We start from the raw sequence: 17,447 nt of genomic DNA on the forward strand, positions 1-17,447 counted from the left end.
GATGACTAGTGATGAAAAAGGGTATAAGCGCAACTCTCATAGCTTCGTTATTATTTATGTCTATACCGTCGGGTATTTACGCACTAGGAGAAGATGATTTTTTAAAGTTTTTAATGAAATCTACTTACCCAGAAGTTAGTGCACAAAATACTAATACTACTAATACAACAACACAAGAAAATACAAATAACGAAGATTATGTAAAGATTCATATAGGAAAAGATAATCAACCTACGCCAGAACAAAACAGTGTAGAAAATAAAACACCAGAACCGAATATAAAGGATGTACCAACTGTTGTAATGACTAAAGAAAATCCAGAGGTATTTATATATCACACTCATGGAAGTGAAACATACTCTGATGCTCCTGGAGATAACTTCCATGCAAAAGAGGAAAATAAGTCTGTTATTGGAGTGGGAAATGTATTAACAGATGAGCTTACAAAAAGAGGTTATGGTGTAATTCATGACAAAACATACCATGATGTTAGTTATAACCAATCATATTTAAGATCTTTAAATACAGCACAAAACACAATAAATCAACATAAAGATATTAAGGTTATAATAGACCTTCATAGAGATGCAAAAGATACAACTACAGAAACTGCAGCTATTAGTGCAAATAAACAAGGTACTTTAACTATAAATGGAGAAAAGGTAGCCAAATTTATGTTTGTAATAGGTGGTAAAAGTCCTAATGCAGATAAAACAAGAAAGTTTGCTCAATTTGTAACTGACTATGCAAATAAAAAATACCCTGGAATAGCACTTCCTATAGTAGAAAAAAGCTATGCAAAATTTAACTCATACTTATCTGATAACTATTTGTTATTAGAAATAGGAAGTAACGCAACATCGAGTGCAGAGTCAAAAGCAACAGCTAAATATGTAGCAGAAATACTAGACGGTGTATTTAAAGAAATGCCAAAATAGGGTGATATAATGAGCCGACTAGAGAGGACCTTAGAAAATAAGCATAAAAAGAGAAAGTATAAGCTAATTGTTCATATAATTTTTATTATAATAATGATGTTAATTTGTACATTAAGTATTATTGAAGTAGATAAAAATATAGTATCTATGTTAGATGACAATAAAGATTATTATATTAGCAACTTTTTTATAAGTTTTAAAGATTCATGTATACAATCTTACAATGAAGCTTACAATAAATCAAAAGAATTGCTAAAATAAACATAAGGTTTATCATTTTAAATGATAAACCTTTCTTTATTGTGTTATATTTACATAAGTGAATATATATTATAAAATAGAAGTTATGGTAACATCACAAAGTAAGGAGGATGACAATTGAGTAGTAAACAAAGTAGAACTAGAAACTTTAGTATAATAGCACATATAGACCACGGTAAGTCTACTTTAGCGGATAGATTAATACAAGAAACAGGTCTGGTTAGCGCAAGAGAAATGAAAGATCAGTTACTAGACAATATGGATCTTGAAAGAGAAAGAGGAATAACTATAAAGCTTCAAAATATAAGATTAGTTTATAAAGCTAAAGATGGACAAGAATATTACTTAAATCTTATAGATACTCCAGGTCACGTAGACTTTAATTACGAGGTATCTAGAAGTTTGGCAGCTTGTGAAGGAGCATTACTTGTAGTTGATGCAGCTCAAGGTGTTGAAGCACAAACGTTAGCAAATGTATATTTAGCCCTTGATCAAGATTTAGAAATATTACCAGTTATAAATAAAATAGATTTGCCAAGTGCAAGACCTGATGAAATAAAAGAAGAAATAGAAGATATAATAGGTATTGATGCATCAGAGGCACCTTTAATATCAGCTAAAAATGGAATAAATATACAAGACGTTTTAGAATCTATAGTAGAAAAAGTACCGGCTCCAACTGGAGATGAAAATGCTCCACTTAAGGCTCTTATATTCGATTCATATTATGACAGCTATAAAGGTGTTGTAGCTTATGTAAGGGTTTTTGAAGGAACTGTTAAAAAAGGTACTAGCATAAAGATGATGAATACAGGAAAAACTTTTGAAGTAACAGAAGTTGGTGTAATGTCTCCAGGTCAAGTTCCTTTAGATGAGTTAAAAGCAGGAGATGTTGGATATATTGCAGCAAGTATAAAGGATATGAGAAGTTGTCGTGTAGGTGATACAATAACTTATACTCAAAATCCTACTGATGAAGCTCTTCCTGGGTACAAAAAAGCTACTCCTATGGTTTACTGTGGTATATATCCAGGTGAAGGCGAAAAATATGAAAATGTAAGAGATGCATTAGAAAAACTACAGATTAATGATGCAGCTCTTGAATTTGAGGCAGAAACATCTGTAGCTCTTGGATTTGGATTTAGATGTGGTTTCTTAGGATTACTTCACATGGAAATAATACAAGAAAGATTAGAAAGAGAATTTAACTTAGATATAATAACAACTGCTCCATCTGTTATATACAGAGTAACTAAAACTGATGGTGAAGTTGAAATGATACAAAATCCTACTAATCTACCACAACCAGGAGAAATAAAGATGATAGAAGAGCCTATAGTTAAAGGAGATATAATTGTTCCTAAAGACTATGTAGGTGCTGTTATGGAGCTTTGTCAAGAAAGACGTGGAGATATGATAAGTATGGAGTATATAGACCCTAAAAGGGTAATGCTACATTACAATCTTCCTCTTAATGAAGTTGTATACGACTTCTTTGATGCCCTAAAGTCTAGAACTAGAGGTTATGGATCGCTAGATTATGAGTTTAAAGGATATGTAGAATCAGAACTTGTTAAGCTAGATATACTTATAAACAAAGAACAAGTAGATGCACTATGTTTTATAGTTCATGAATCTCGTGCTTATGCTAGAGGTAAATCTATGTGTGAAAAATTAAAAGAAGAGATACCAAGACATCAATTCCCTATACCTATACAAGCTGCTGTTGGAACTAAGGTTATAGCTAGAGAAACTATTAGTGCACTTAGAAAAGACGTTTTAGCTAAGTGTTATGGTGGAGATATATCTCGTAAGAAAAAACTTCTTGAAAAACAAAAAGAAGGTAAAAAACGTATGAGACAAATAGGTTCTGTTGAAGTTCCTCAAAAGGCATTTATGTCAGTTCTTAAACTAGATGATTAGTTAATTAGAGTAGATTTTATATCTACTCTTTTTTAGTTTGCAAAAACTGGTAGTTTATCTATATAAGGATATTTTTTAAAAAATATCAGAAAATACAATAAGAAATAGTATTTTTATAATCTATTTCAAATCATAATTTAGACTTTAAATAAAATTTATATTCAGCAACAAAAGGAGGAAAATTATGAGTGATAAAGGACTTCAAAAAACTCTAGGACTAGCAGCTGCGCTATCTACAGTTGTAGGTATGGTTATAGGTTCCGGGGTGTTTTTTAAACCGCAAGCGGTATTTGGTGCAACAGTAGCTCCAGGGCTTGGAATGATGTCATGGGTAATAGGTGGGATACTTACAGTATGTGGCGGTCTTACAGCAGCAGAACTTGCAGCAGCAATACCTAGAACTGGAGGTATGATGACATATATAGAAGAAGCCTATGGAGATGTATGGGGATTCCTAACAGGATGGATGCAAACTGTATTATTTTTTCCTGGTACAATAGCAGCATTAGCGGTTATATTTGCTACACAGGTAGTAGTTTTGTTGGGAATGGATGTAGATAGATCTTTGGCAATTATTATAACAATAGCTATAATAACAATTTTATTTTTATCCTTCTTAAATACACTAGGATCAAAAACAGCAGGTAGTATACAAACAGTAGCTACCATAGCTAAACTTATACCTTTAGCAATGATAATAATATTTGGTTTTGTAAATGGAAATGGAAGTGTAGAAACTAGATTGCTTCCTATGACAGATCCTAACGTCAACACAGGCACAGCACTTGGTTCAGCATTAATAGCTACATTATTTGCATATGATGGATGGATAAACGTAGGTTCCATAGCTGGTGAAATGAAAAATCCAGCAAAGGATTTACCAAAAGCTATAGTAGGTGGTTTATCATTAGTTATGGCAGTTTATATAGCAATAAATATAGCATATTTATGGGTACTTCCAGCATCAGAGTTAGCAGCTACATCAACTCCTGCAGCAAAAGTTGCAACAGCTATATTTGGACAAACTGGAGGAACTGTAATAACTGTTGGTATACTTATATCAGTGTTTGGTGCTTTAAATGGATATACATTAACAGCAGGAAGGGTTCCATACAAACTAGCTGTTGAAGGAAGTTTCCCAGGATATAAATCATTATCAAAATTATCAGGTAGTAATGTACCATCTAATGCAATATGGTTTATAGCAATATTATCTTGTATATATGCATTATCAGGACAATTTAACTTGTTAACAGATTTAACTGTATTCATAGTATGGATATTCTATATAATGACATTTATAGGGGTTATGATATTAAGAAAGAAAAGACCTGACTTACACAGACCATATAAAGTTCCACTATATCCAATAGTTCCTCTTATAGCTATAATAGGTGGAGGATATGTTGTAATAAATACATTAATAACTCAAACAACTTATGCTATAGCAGGTCTTATAGTAACTGCTATAGGTTGGCCAGTTTATAATTCTATGAAGAAGAAAAATAGAGAAGCTTAATACAGAGCCTTGGAATATTCCAAGGCTTTTATTCTTGAGCAACGGGCCTGTTCTTCATGCTGTTGGCGACATGAGCATAGCGAATTTTATTAACAAATGATACAATTAACTTAATTAAGCTTTTAGTGGAGGTAAAAATGTTAGGATTATATTTACATGTTCCTTTTTGTATTAAAAAATGTAATTACTGTGATTTTAATTCTTATTCAATAAACGGTGAAGATAAAGATAAGTATTTAGAAAGCATAGTAAAGGAAATGAATTTGTATAGGTCAGATTTTAAGGATAAAGTATTTACAAGTGTATTCATAGGAGGCGGTACTCCTACTATATTAAAAGAAGATGAACTAGAATACTTGTTTAATAATATATATTCAAACTTTAATATACATAGTGATGCTGAAATAAGTATAGAAGCAAATCCAGGAACTTTAACAAAATCAAAACTAAAAACACTATACAATATAGGTGTAAATAGATTAAGTATAGGGCTTCAGGCTTACCAACAAAGTCACTTAGACAAGTTAGGTAGAATACACACTTTTGAAGAGTTTGCTAAGAATTATGAAGATGCAAAAAATATAGGTTTTAATAATATAAATATAGACCTTATGTACGCACTTCCAAATCAAACAATTGATGATTGGAAGGAAACTCTACAAAAGGTAGTTATGTTAAATCCAACTCATATATCTGCATATTCTCTTATAATAGAAGAAGGAACTAAATTCTATGAACTATATGAAAGAAAAGAATTAAACCCTACAGATGAAGAACTTGATATAAAAATGTATAGATACTCTATAAAATATTTAAAAGAATATGGATATAATCAATATGAAATATCTAATTACTCAAAGAAAGGCTATGAATGCAATCATAATATTATTTATTGGAAATGTGAAGAATATCTAGGACTAGGGCCTGGTGCATCTGGTTATATAGATGGAGTTAGATATTCAAATGTTGAAGCCTTAAATGAATACTTTGGCCATATAGATAGTGAAAATAAACCAATATGTGATAAAAATATATTGGAAGTTAAAGATAAAATAGAAGAAAAGATATTTATGGGTCTTAGAATGAATGAAGGTATATATTTTAATGATTTTGCAAAAGAATTTAATATAAACTTCAAAGAAAAATATAAAGGTATTATGGAGAAGTTAAGAAATAATAACCTAATTGACTATGATGATAAAATAATGTATTTAACTCAAAAGGGAATTGAAGTTTCCAACTCTGTATTTATAGAATTTTTAGATTAATATCATAAACTATTGACAAAAAAAGATTATAATGTTATATAATATATATAATCTTTTTAGCACTCAAAGTTGATGAGTGCTAACAGCAGAAACAGGAGGTGTTAATATGGACTTAAATGAAAGAAAACTTAAAATTTTAACAGCCATAGTAAAAGATTATATAGAAACTGCAGAAGCCGTAGGATCAAGAACAATATCTAAAAAATATGATTTTGGTGTAGGCGCAGCAACTATAAGAAATGAAATGGCTGATCTAGAAGATTTAGGTTATTTAACACAACCCCATACCTCTGCTGGGAGAATACCTTCTGAAAAGGGATACAAACTATATGTAGATTCTTTGATGAAAAAAACTGATTTAGATGAAAATGATAAGATTCTAATGCAACAATGTATAGCTAATAATGTTAATCAAATAAAGGAATTAATTCATGATACAGCTAAATTATTGTCAAAAATTACTAACTACACAACAGTTGCATTGTCTTCTAACTTTGTAGAACAAAGTAAAATAAAGCATATACAGCTTGTAGAGTTAAATCCTAAAAGTATAATGTTAATAGTTGTAACTGAAAAAGGAAATATCAAAAATGTTAATATAAGTACAGGTATAGAAATAGATCAAGAAAAACTAAATATAATATCAAATATTCTTACTAGTAAGTTACAACATAAATCTATAGTAGACTTAGATGAAGATTTTATAAAGTATATAAAATCGCAAATAAGCGACTATTCTATAATCTTTGATCAGTTACTAAATGTTATAAGTAATAATGTAACTAAGGAGTCTGATATATCATTAAGTGGAGCTACTAATATATTTAACTTTCCTGAGTTTAACGACATATTAAAGGCTAAGGCATTTCTGAATATGTTAGAAGAAAGAGATATGTTGACAAATATTGTTAACTCAAAAGGAATAGAAAAAGAGAACGTAAATATAATAATAGGTAGCGATAATAGTTATGATATAGCAAAGGATTGTAGTATAATAACTGCAACTTATATAATTGATGGAGTTGGAGTAGGTAAGATAGGATTTATAGGACCTACTAGAATGGATTATGCAAAAATTTATTCTATGATAAATTATATGGGTCTATTAATAAATAAAAAATAATATACTCTAAGGGGTGGACAAGACTTGGAAGAAAAAGATTTAAATGTAGAAGAAGTAATCAATGAAGATATAGTAAATAACGAAGAAAATATAGATGTTGAAGAATCTGATTCAAAAGATGTTGAAATACAAACATTAAAAGATAGTTTACAAAGACTTCAAGCTGATTTTAATAATTTTAGAAGAAGAACTCAGCAAGAAAAAGAAAGTTTAAGTATATATGCAAATGAAAAAATGGTAATAGACCTACTTCCTGTTATTGATAATATGGAGAGAGCATTAGAAGCATGTGATGACAAAGAGAGTGATATGTATAAAGGTATTGAATTAGTTTATAAACAACTAAAGGATACTTTATCAAAGTTTTCAGTTGAAGAAATAGCTGCACAAAATGAAGAATTTGATCCTAATCTTCACATGGCTGTAATGCAAGAGCCTGCTGAAGGAGTAGAACCAAATAAAGTAATACAAGTACTTCAAAAAGGATACAAACTATCTAGTAGAGTTATAAGACCATCGATGGTAAAGGTATCTTGTTAAAATATAAAATTTAGGGAGGATGTTACATATGGGTAGAATAATAGGTATAGACTTAGGAACAACAAACTCTTGTGTTGCCGTATTAGAAGGTGGAGAGCCACAAGTTATAGCAAATGCTGAAGGAATGAGAACTACTCCATCAATAGTTGCTTTTGCAAAAGATGGAGAAAAAATAGCTGGAGAACCTGCTAAAAGACAAGCGGTTACAAATGCTGATAGAACTATAGCGTCTATAAAAAGACATATGGGAACTGACTATAAAGTTAATATAGATAGCAATAAATATACTCCGCAAGAAATATCAGCAATGATACTTCAAAAATTAAAAGCTGATGCTGAAGGTTATTTAGGTCAAAAAGTTACTGAAGCTGTAATAACAGTTCCAGCATACTTTACTGATGCTCAAAGACAAGCAACTAAAGATGCTGGTAGAATAGCAGGTCTTGAAGTTAAGAGAATAATAAATGAGCCAACTGCAGCAGCACTTGCTTATGGACTTGATAAGGCTAATCAAGATCAAAAAATATTAGTATTTGACTTAGGTGGAGGTACATTTGATGTATCTATACTTGAAATAGGAGATGGAGCTTTTGAAGTTCTAGCTACTAGTGGAGATAACCACTTAGGTGGAGATGATTTCGATGAAGTTATAATAAACTATATAGCTGAAGAATTCAAAAAGCAAGAAGGTGTTGACTTAAGACAAGATAGTATGTCTCTTCAAAGATTAAAAGAAGATGCAGAAAAAGCTAAAAAAGAATTATCTAGTGTTATGACTACTAACATAAATTTACCATTTATAACTGCTACAGCTACAGGTCCAAAACACTTAAATATGGACTTAACAAGAGCTAAATTTGATGAATTATCAGCTAAATTAGTAGAAAGAACTATGGAACCTACTAGAAGAGCTTTAAAAGATGCAGGTCTTAATCCATCAGATATAGACCAGGTATTATTAGTAGGTGGATCTACAAGAATACCAGCAGTTCAAGATGCTGTTAAAAAATTCATAGGAAAAGAGCCACATAAAGGTATAAATCCTGATGAATGTGTTGCAGTAGGAGCTGCTATACAAGGTGGAGTTTTAACTGGAGAAGTTAACGACTTATTATTATTAGACGTTACTCCATTATCATTAGGTATAGAAACATTAGGTTCAGTATTTACTAAGATAATAGAAAGAAATACTACTATACCTACTAAAAAGTCTCAAGTATTCTCAACTGCTGCTGACAATCAAACTGCTGTTGATATACACGTATTACAAGGTGAAAGATCAATGGCAAGTGACAATAGCACATTAGGTAGATTCCAATTAACAGAAATACCACCAGCACCAAGAGGGGTACCTCAAGTAGAGGTTACATTTGATATAGATGCAAATGGTATAGTTAATGTTTCTGCTAAAGATTTAGGAACAGGAAGAGAACAAAAAATAACAATAACTTCTAGCACTAATTTATCAGAAGAAGAAATAGAAAGAAAAATAAAAGAAGCTGAAATGAATGCTGAAGCTGATAAAACTAGAAAAGAAAAAATAGAAATATTAAATCAAGCTGAGTCAACTATATATCAAACAGAAAAAACATTAAATGACCTAGGCGATAAAATAAATGCAAATGATAAGTCAGATGTAGAAGCTGAACTGTCAAATTTAAGAAGTATTAAAGATAATGAATCTTCATCAGTTGAAGATATAAAAAATGCTATAGATAATGTTATGAACAAGTTCCATAAAATATCTGAGCAAATGTATCAACAAGCTGGGGCAGAAGCTGGAGAACAAGCTAATGCTGGTGCTCAAAGCGGACCAAAAGATGACAATGTTGTAGATGCTGATTACACAGTTGTTGATGATGAAAATAATAAATAGTTCAACAAACTTCAATAGTTGTATATAATTATATAGTGATGTAATTTATTATGGAATAGCTTGTAGTTGCAACTGCAAGCTATTCTTATGTATACTAAGTTAAGGTGGTGACAATATATGGCGCAAAAACGAGATTACTATGAAGTCTTAGGTGTAGATAAAAGCACATCTGCACAGGATATAAAAAAGGCATATAGAAAGTTAGCTATGAAATATCATCCAGATAGAAACGCTGGAGATAAAGAATCGGAAGAAAAGTTCAAAGAAATAAATGAGGCATATGAAGTTTTATCAGATGAAGGCAAAAAAAGCACTTATGACCAATTTGGTCATGAAGGAATGAACGGTGGATTTGGCGGCCAAGGAGGCTTTGGTGGTCAAGGCGGATTTGGTGGCTTTGAAGATATATTTGGAGATATATTTGGGGATGTCTTTGGCGGCGGCTTTGGAGGACAAGGAAGAAGAAAAAATGGTCCTGAAAGAGGAGCTGACCTAAGATATGCTGTAAATATAACTTTTGAAGAAGCTGCATTTGGTACTACTAAAGATGTTTCAATATCTAGAAGTGAAGAATGTGAAACATGTAGTGGTAGCGGAGCAAAGCCTGGAACATCTAAAAAAACATGTCCAACATGTTCAGGTACAGGAGAAGTAAGAACAGCTCAAAGAACTCCATTTGGAAATATAATGAATGTGAGAACTTGTGATACTTGTGACGGTGAAGGTAGTGTAGTAGAATCTCCATGTGGTAAATGTGGAGGACGTGGCGAGATAAGAAAAACTAAGAAAATAGAAGTTAATATACCAGCTGGTATAGATGATGGACAAATGATAAAGTTAAACGGACAAGGGGAGCTAGGACGCAAAGGTGGTCCAAGGGGAGATCTATATATAGTGGTAAATGTTGCATCTCACAAATTATTTGATAGAGATGGAAGCGACGTTTATTTAGAGATGCCTATAACATTTGTTCAAGCATCACTTGGAGATGAAGTTGAAGTACCAACTATAGATGGTAAAGTTAAGTATAAAATACCTGAAGGAACTCAAAGTGGTACAGTATTTAGATTAAAAGATAAAGGTATACCAAGAATCAGAGGAAATGGCAGAGGAGATCAATACGTTAAAATAATAGTTGAAATTCCTAAAAAATTAAACGAAAAACAAAAAGAATTATTAATAGAGTTTGCAAAAGAAAGTGGAGATGAAATTCACGAAGGAAAAAGAAACTTTATGGACAAATTAAAGGATCTCTTTGATAAAAAATAAGTTCTGCTTAAAAACCCTAGACTAAAAATAGCCTAGGGTTTTCATTTATTGTATAATTATATAATTCAAAAGTGAATAATAATATTAAACACTAAAGTTAATTGTATATTTTTATAAAATAAAGACTTTTTTATAATAATGTTTGGTATAATAAAGGTTATGTGAAAAACGAAAATTATAAAATGAAGGATGGATTGCTTATGAAATGGGTTGAAATAACTATTAAAACTACGACTGAAGCTGTTGAAGCTGTAACTAGTATATTATATGAACAAGGAGTTGGAGGAGTTGCAATAGAAGACCCAAATGATTTCTTATTTGAAAAAAAAGATGCATTAGCATGGGATTACATAGACGAAGATTTATACAAAAAAAGCGGATATGAAGGCGTTATTATAAAAGCTTATTTATCAGAAGAAAAAAATGTAATAACTTCTATAGAAGAGATAACACAAAAAATGGGAATGTTAAAGGAATACGGTATTAATATAGGAGAAGGTAGCGTTAGTCTTATAGAAGTGGATGAAAATGACTGGGCACACTCATGGAAGGCGTACTATAAACCTGCCAAAATTGGAGAAAAAATAGTTGTAAAGCCAACTTGGGAAGAATACGAAAAAAGTGATGATGATATAGTAATAGAACTTGATCCAGGAATGGCATTTGGTACAGGTACACATGAAACTACTAGTATGTGTATAGTAGAATTAGAAAGATATGTAAAGCCTGATAGTGTTGTATTCGATATAGGTTGTGGAAGTGGTATATTATCTATTGCAGCAGCAAAACTTGGAGCAAAACATGTTTTAGGTGTAGATTTAGATGAAGTTGCTGTTAAGGTTTCAAAAGAAAATGTAGATGAAAACAATGTTTCTGATATAGTAGAAATAAAATATGGAAATTTAATGGATGTTGTGTCTGATAAAGCTGACATAGTAGTTGCAAATATAATGGCAGATATAATAAAAATACTAGCTAAAGATGTTAAAAACTTTTTAAAAGAAGACGGAGTATTTATATCATCTGGTATAATACTAGACAAAATAGAAGAAGTAAAAAGTGCTTTAGTAGAAAATAAATTTGAAGTAATAGGTGTAAGAACTCAAGGTGAATGGTCGGCAATAGTATCTAAAAAAGCTAAGTAGGTGATATTTTGGATAGATTTTTTGTACAAAAAGAAGATATAAATTTAGATGAAAAATCATGTTTGATAAAAGGTGAAGATGTAAAGCACATATCAAAGGTATTAAGATATAAAGTTGGACAAGAAATAGAAGTCTGCGACAATGAGAATAATGAATATGTATGTGAAATAGATGATATGGACAAAAATGTTATAACTTTGTCTATAATAGAAAAAGTTGAAGTTAATAGAGAGTCACCATTAAAAATTAGAGTATATCAAGGGTTGCCTAAAGGATCTAAAATGGAAATTATACTTCAAAAACTAACTGAAGTTGGAGTTTATGAAATAATTCCAGTTATTACCAAAAGAAGTGTATCTAAAATTGATGATAAGAAAGAAGATAAAAAATTAGATAGGTGGGAAAGAATAATATATGAGGCATCAAAACAAAGTAAAAGAGGAATAATGCCTAAACTATCTAATGTTCTTACATTTGATGAAGCACTAAAACATATGAAAAATAATGATATGAATATAGTTCCTTATGAAAGAGAAAATACAAAGTCTATTAAACAAGGTATAAGGGGCTTAAATATAAATAGCATAGGGATTTTTGTAGGCCCAGAAGGCGGATTTGAAGAGGACGAAATACAAAACATAGAAAGTAATGGTGGAGTATCTGTAACGTTAGGTCCTAGAATACTTAGAACAGAAACTGCATCGCTTGTAGCATCTTCTATAGTATTATATGAACTAAGTGATTTAGGAGGAGTTGAGTAAAATTGAAAAAAGTAGCTTTTTATACACTAGGATGTAAAGTAAATCAATATGAAACAGAAGCTATGTCTGAATTATTTAAAAAGGCAGATTACGATGTAGTAGGTAGTGAAGACTATGCCGATGTTTATGTAATAAATACTTGTACTGTTACACACATGAGTGATAGAAAATCTCGTCAATATATTAGAAGGGTAAAAAAGACCAACCCAGACTCTATAATAGCTGTTGTTGGATGTTACTCTCAAGTATCCCCAGAGGAGATTATAGACATAGAAGAAGTAAATGTAGTTATGGGTACTAATGATAGAAATAAAATAGTTGAAGTTATAGAAAATATAACTGTAAAAGATAAATTAAGTACAGTTGACGATATAATGAAGGTTCGTCAATTTGAAGAAATGCAAATAACAGAAACTCATGGAAGAACTAGAGCATTTCTTAAAATTCAAGAAGGATGCGATAGATTTTGTTCATATTGTATAATACCTTATGCAAGAGGACCTATTAGAAGTAGACAAATAGATAATATAGTTAATGAAGTAGTTGAACTTGCAAATAGAGGATACAAAGAGGTTGTTTTAACAGGAATACACGTTGCATCATATGGAAGAGATTTAAAAGAACAAAATTTAACAATATTAAATGTTATAAAAGAGATAAATAAAATTGAAGGTATTGAAAGAATAAGATTAAGTTCTGTTGAACCTTTATTAATGACTGATGAATTTATAAATGAGATGGCATCAATGCCTAAGGTGTGCCCGCATTATCATTTATCACTACAAAGTGGGTCAGATGAAACATTAGATAGAATGAATAGAAAATATAATACAGCACAATATAAAAATATAGTTAAAAAGTTAAGAGAAACTATACCAAATGTTGCAATAACAACAGATATAATAGTAGGATTCCCAGGAGAAACTAATGAAGAATTTGAGACTACTTATGAATTTTTAAAAGAAATAGAGCTTGCTCAAATGCATATATTCAAATATTCTCCTAGAAAAGGAACTCCAGCATCTACTATGGAAAATCAAATAGACCCTCAAATAAAACAATTGAGAAGTGAAAAGCTAATAAAGCTTTCTAAAGAAAATTTTGCGAAGTTCACATCAAAATTTATTGATAAGGAATTACCTGTATTATTTGAACAGAAAGTAGATGAGAATAATTACGAAGGGCTAACTCCTAATTATATAAGAGTAGTAGCAAAAAGTGATTGTGATATAGAAGGAAAAATATTAAATGTAAAAATCGCTAAAGTAAAAGACGAACATATAGAAGGAAATTTAGTATAATACGTAGAAATACTAAATTTAATAAATTGTAGATAGGGGGTGTAGTATTGGATAATTGTATATTTTGTAAAATAGTTAATGGAGAAATTCCATCTACAAAAATTTATGAAGATGATAAAGTTATTGCCTTCAATGACATAAATCCTGTTGCTCCAGTACATATATTAGTTGTACCTAAAAAACATTATGAATCTATATTAGATATAAAAGATGAAGAAATGGAAATTGTTTCTCATATTCATAAAGTTATAAAAAATTTATCACAGCAAGGTGAATTTGATAAAACAGGATTTAGAATAATAAACAACTGCGGTGAAGATGGAGGACAAGAAGTAAAACACATACATTTTCACATACTTGCAGGCAAAAAATTAAACCATTTCCTTCCAAATTAAAAAGGGTTGCGTAAAATTAAGTTTTAGTTTATAATAAACAAGGTGTGAGGTTGTAAGTAATAAACCTAGTTATAGTCGTAGTTACAGTCCCAGCATAATTGCGGTATCGGAGGGAGGGAAAAAGGAATGTCAGAAGTAAGAGTAAGAGAAAATGAAACTTTGGACAGCGCCTTAAGAAGATTTAAGCGTTCATGTGCAATGTCAGGCATAATGTCAGAAGTTAGAAAAAGAGAACATTACGATAAGCCAAGCGTTAAGAGAAAAAAGAAAGCTGAAGCTGCTAGAAGAAAAAACGCTAAGAAATAATTAAGATAAGAGGTGAAAGAGCATGTCCCTTAAATCAAAGTTACAAGATGATTTAAAACTTGCTATGAAAAACAAAGATGCAGTTAAAAAATCTGTTGTAACTCTTATAAGATCTGCTATTAAGCAATATGAAGTTGATAATAGAGTAGAGCTTAATGATGATCAAGTAATAGATGTTATAGCTAAACAGTTAAAGCAAGGAAGAGATTCTTTAGCTGAATTCCAAAAAGCAGGAAGAGACGATTTAGTTCAACAGATAGAAGCTGAAATCGAAGTTTTAAAAGAATACTTACCTCAGCAACTAAGTGAAGAAGAGCTAGAAGTTATAGTTAAAGAAACTATAGCTGAAGTAGGAGCGACTTCATCAAAAGATATGGGTAAAGTGATGTCAGCTGTAAGACCTAAAGTAAAGGGAAGAGCTGATGGAAAACTTATAAATGAATTAGTTAAAAAAAACTTATAATAGATTAAAAGCCTAGAGTATACTCTAGGCTTTTTTATATTTAAGGAAATTGTAAAATTTCCAACATATAATCTTGAGCAATGGGCATTCTCTTTAGGCTTTTGGGATATGAGCGTAGCGAATCTTTTATTTCCTGGACAAATTAATTTTTTAATCATAACTATATATTTTCTTTCATATTTATAAATAAAAAGATATTGAAAGAAGGTGAAAAGATTGATTATATCAGTTAAAGATGTAAGAAATTTTCTAATAAGTATATTAATACCTTTATTAGTAGGGGCAACAAGCTCTATGTTATCTAGAATAATAGGAAAAATAGCTAATGTACAAATGTATTCTGATTTAATAAAGCCAGCCTTTGCACCTCCAGCCTTAGTATTTCCTATAGTTTGGACTATTTTATACATATTAATGGGTATAGCAGCATATAAAATATGGAAAATGGGTTATTGCAAAATACCTGTAAGGGATTCTCTATTTTATTATGGTCTACAGTTATTTTTAAACTTTATATGGTCTATATTGTTCTTTGGACTAGGACTAAGACTTACTGCACTTATAGACATACTATTACTAATAGTAGTTATTATAATTATGAATTTAAAGTTTAATAAACTAAATAAAAAGAGTGCATATTTAAATATACCGTATCTATTATGGTTATCATATGCTGCTGTATTAAATTACTATGTGTGGATATTAAATAAATAAAATCAAAAAATCAAGCCTTCTTATCATAAATAAAAGAGGGCTTACTTTAAGTTAATACAAAGATGGAGGGGTAGTTATGGAGTATACTTTTATGAATAATAATTTAAATATAAGTGAAAATAGACAAAATTATAATGATCTAAGAAAAAAATTTATATATTTAGCTTATAGTTTATCTACAGAATTTGAAACCCAACATGTAGATGAAAAAAAGGGGTTGTTTAAAACATTTAGTCAGGTAAAAAAAATAGCACAACCAGCTGCAAAAGAGTGTGTAAAAACACTTATATCCCATGGTATATACGATATAGATATAGAACAATTTTTAAGTGATTACGATTCTGATAATAAACATCTAAGATCAGAATATGGAGATTTATACAATATAGATATATTTAAATACGAAAAACCTAGAGGATTTAATTTTAGTATAGTGTTAGATGGTATGAGTTTAACTATATTTGAATATGTTTATAGAATGCAATTTTATTTAATAGAAATTATCCATAATAGATTAGAAAAAAGTGTATATGATGTTCCAAATTATGAAAGTGCAAAAAAGGCATCTGGAATATTTAATAATTTAGAACTAGGGGATTTTGATAATAATACAAAAGTAAATCTTTTAGGAGAAATATTAATACTAAACCCTTATAAATCAGTATATTATCAATATATTATAGAGAAATACGGAGATAAAAATTTAGAAATAGAAAATATAGCGAATTACTTTGATATAAACTTAGATAAATACAAAATGTCTTATATATATGAAATATACCATGACATTACTGTAGAAAATGAAGAAGAGGCAATAGAAGCTCTTAAGCAAATTCAAGATAAAATAGAGTTTATTGGAATAAAAGAACATCCAGTAATAAGTGAATTAAAAAGTATATTAGAAGATTTTAATCTACAGGCTAGAACTGTTGATGATATAGTTTTTGAAACTAAAGAAGAAGCTGATCTAGCTAGAGGTGAAAAAATAAAATTAGATTTTATGTTTGATGAGTTTTATAAGTTTAATGAAGAACAATTAATAGATTTAAAGGAAGTTATATCTAGTGATAAGTTTATAAGTAATATAGTTCCTAAGTATATATTAAAAATAGATACAAGATTAAATGAGATAGATATAGAAAAAAGAACTGTAAATGGTGTAGTATTTGAAAGTAGAGAAGAAGCTAACTTAGTAATAAAAGAAAAAGAGAAGCTTGATTTTATGTTTAAAGACTTTGAACTTTTAGGAGAAGGTGAATTAATTGGCCTAAAAAAACAAATAGAAGAGTTCGATTTTAAAACAAGTGTATTATCAAATTATAAAGCAAAATTAAACAATGAAATACTCAAAAAACAAGAAGAAAAAAGCATAAGACAAATGTATGCTGCTGCAGATTTAGACTCTGTTGAAAATATAAAAGTTTTATTAGAAGAATTAAGTAATAATTATCAAACAGATATAGCTCTAAAATATAAAGATGAATTGTCTAGAAGACTAAATAAAATACAATTAAATAATATTTTGGAAAAAACTAAATTAAATAAAGTTGTAAATTTATTTAAAAAGGGGAAATAGCAAATTCGTTTCACTCATGTCGCCAACGGCCTAAAGAGCAGGCCCGTTGCTTAAAAAAGCCTTGGATAT

General features: G+C 30.0%; 17 protein-coding genes. All 17 read left to right on the plus strand.

Annotated elements, in window-relative coordinates; all coding sequences use genetic code 11:
- The first annotated feature begins 11 nt into the window (after positions 1–11).
- Complete coding sequence (gene spoIIP / locus BS62_RS05490) at positions 12–938, plus strand: stage II sporulation protein P (protein ID WP_496490334.1); 927 nt, start codon at positions 12–14, stop codon at positions 936–938.
- 9 nt (positions 939–947) lie between these two features.
- Entirely contained in the window at positions 948–1,199 is a 252-nt protein-coding gene (locus tag BS62_RS05495; protein ID WP_496490247.1) for a hypothetical protein, read from the plus strand.
- A gap of 117 nt (positions 1,200–1,316) precedes the next feature.
- On the plus strand, positions 1,317–3,122 hold the full coding sequence (gene lepA, locus BS62_RS05500; protein WP_496490248.1) for a translation elongation factor 4: 1,806 nt from the start codon (positions 1,317–1,319) through the stop codon (positions 3,120–3,122).
- 184 nt (positions 3,123–3,306) lie between these two features.
- Positions 3,307–4,641: an APC family permease gene (locus BS62_RS05505; RefSeq protein ID WP_496490249.1), complete on the plus strand. Its 1,335-nt coding sequence runs from the start codon at positions 3,307–3,309 to the stop codon at positions 4,639–4,641.
- A gap of 137 nt (positions 4,642–4,778) precedes the next feature.
- Positions 4,779–5,909: a radical SAM family heme chaperone HemW gene (gene hemW, locus BS62_RS05510; protein ID WP_496490250.1), complete on the plus strand. Its 1,131-nt coding sequence runs from the start codon at positions 4,779–4,781 to the stop codon at positions 5,907–5,909.
- Between the two features lie 106 nt (positions 5,910–6,015).
- Positions 6,016–7,032 (plus strand): heat-inducible transcriptional repressor HrcA, encoded by a 1,017-nt coding sequence (gene hrcA, locus BS62_RS05515; protein WP_496490251.1) that lies wholly within the window; start codon positions 6,016–6,018, stop codon positions 7,030–7,032.
- A 24-nt stretch (positions 7,033–7,056) separates the two neighbouring features.
- On the plus strand, positions 7,057–7,572 hold the full coding sequence (gene grpE, locus BS62_RS05520) for a nucleotide exchange factor GrpE (RefSeq protein ID WP_496490252.1): 516 nt from the start codon (positions 7,057–7,059) through the stop codon (positions 7,570–7,572).
- Positions 7,573–7,600: 28 nt separating this feature from the next.
- Entirely contained in the window at positions 7,601–9,448 is a 1,848-nt protein-coding gene (gene dnaK / locus BS62_RS05525; RefSeq protein ID WP_496490253.1) for a molecular chaperone DnaK, read from the plus strand.
- 117 nt (positions 9,449–9,565) lie between these two features.
- A complete protein-coding gene (gene dnaJ / locus BS62_RS05530; RefSeq protein WP_496490254.1) occupies positions 9,566–10,717 on the plus strand; it encodes a molecular chaperone DnaJ in 1,152 nt (383 codons plus the stop codon).
- Between the two features lie 200 nt (positions 10,718–10,917).
- The gene (gene prmA, locus BS62_RS05535) at positions 10,918–11,862 is read left to right on the plus strand and encodes a 50S ribosomal protein L11 methyltransferase (RefSeq protein WP_496490255.1); all 945 of its coding nucleotides are present in this window, start codon (positions 10,918–10,920) and stop codon (positions 11,860–11,862) included.
- 8 nt (positions 11,863–11,870) lie between these two features.
- Complete coding sequence (locus BS62_RS05540; RefSeq protein ID WP_496490256.1) at positions 11,871–12,623, plus strand: RsmE family RNA methyltransferase; 753 nt, start codon at positions 11,871–11,873, stop codon at positions 12,621–12,623.
- A 2-nt stretch (positions 12,624–12,625) separates the two neighbouring features.
- The gene (gene mtaB / locus BS62_RS05545) at positions 12,626–13,924 is read left to right on the plus strand and encodes a tRNA (N(6)-L-threonylcarbamoyladenosine(37)-C(2))-methylthiotransferase MtaB (RefSeq protein ID WP_496490257.1); all 1,299 of its coding nucleotides are present in this window, start codon (positions 12,626–12,628) and stop codon (positions 13,922–13,924) included.
- 47 nt (positions 13,925–13,971) lie between these two features.
- Complete coding sequence (locus BS62_RS05550) at positions 13,972–14,319, plus strand: histidine triad nucleotide-binding protein (protein ID WP_496490258.1); 348 nt, start codon at positions 13,972–13,974, stop codon at positions 14,317–14,319.
- A 126-nt stretch (positions 14,320–14,445) separates the two neighbouring features.
- Positions 14,446–14,625 carry a 30S ribosomal protein S21 gene (gene rpsU / locus BS62_RS05555; RefSeq protein WP_490141223.1) on the plus strand — a complete coding sequence of 60 codons (180 nt, stop codon included), beginning with the start codon at positions 14,446–14,448 and terminating at the stop codon, positions 14,623–14,625.
- 22 nt (positions 14,626–14,647) lie between these two features.
- Positions 14,648–15,088: a GatB/YqeY domain-containing protein gene (locus BS62_RS05560; RefSeq protein WP_496490259.1), complete on the plus strand. Its 441-nt coding sequence runs from the start codon at positions 14,648–14,650 to the stop codon at positions 15,086–15,088.
- 207 nt (positions 15,089–15,295) lie between these two features.
- On the plus strand, positions 15,296–15,802 hold the full coding sequence (locus BS62_RS05565; protein ID WP_496490260.1) for a TspO/MBR family protein: 507 nt from the start codon (positions 15,296–15,298) through the stop codon (positions 15,800–15,802).
- Between the two features lie 76 nt (positions 15,803–15,878).
- Complete coding sequence (locus BS62_RS05570; protein ID WP_496490261.1) at positions 15,879–17,378, plus strand: hypothetical protein; 1,500 nt, start codon at positions 15,879–15,881, stop codon at positions 17,376–17,378.
- Positions 17,379–17,447: the final 69 nt, after the last annotated feature.

The organism is Sporacetigenium mesophilum DSM 16796, assembly GCF_059569055.1.

Excerpts from the sequence above, each read along its gene's own strand:
- BS62_RS05505 (WP_496490249.1), top strand. The coding sequence starts at position 3,307 with ATGAGTGATAAAGGACTTCAAAAAACTCTAGGACTAGCAGCTGCGCTA.
- hrcA (WP_496490251.1), top strand. The coding sequence starts at position 6,016 with ATGGACTTAAATGAAAGAAAACTTAAAATTTTAACAGCCATAGTAAAA.
- spoIIP (WP_496490334.1), top strand. The coding sequence starts at position 12 with ATGAAAAAGGGTATAAGCGCAACTCTCATAGCTTCGTTATTATTTATG.
- BS62_RS05560 (WP_496490259.1), top strand. The coding sequence starts at position 14,648 with ATGTCCCTTAAATCAAAGTTACAAGATGATTTAAAACTTGCTATGAAA.
- BS62_RS05495 (WP_496490247.1), top strand. The coding sequence starts at position 948 with ATGAGCCGACTAGAGAGGACCTTAGAAAATAAGCATAAAAAGAGAAAG.
- hemW (WP_496490250.1), top strand. The coding sequence starts at position 4,779 with ATGTTAGGATTATATTTACATGTTCCTTTTTGTATTAAAAAATGTAAT.
- prmA (WP_496490255.1), top strand. The coding sequence starts at position 10,918 with ATGAAATGGGTTGAAATAACTATTAAAACTACGACTGAAGCTGTTGAA.
- BS62_RS05570 (WP_496490261.1), top strand. The coding sequence starts at position 15,879 with ATGGAGTATACTTTTATGAATAATAATTTAAATATAAGTGAAAATAGA.
- dnaJ (WP_496490254.1), top strand. The coding sequence starts at position 9,566 with ATGGCGCAAAAACGAGATTACTATGAAGTCTTAGGTGTAGATAAAAGC.
- rpsU (WP_490141223.1), top strand. The coding sequence starts at position 14,446 with ATGTCAGAAGTAAGAGTAAGAGAAAATGAAACTTTGGACAGCGCCTTA.
- dnaK (WP_496490253.1), top strand. The coding sequence starts at position 7,601 with ATGGGTAGAATAATAGGTATAGACTTAGGAACAACAAACTCTTGTGTT.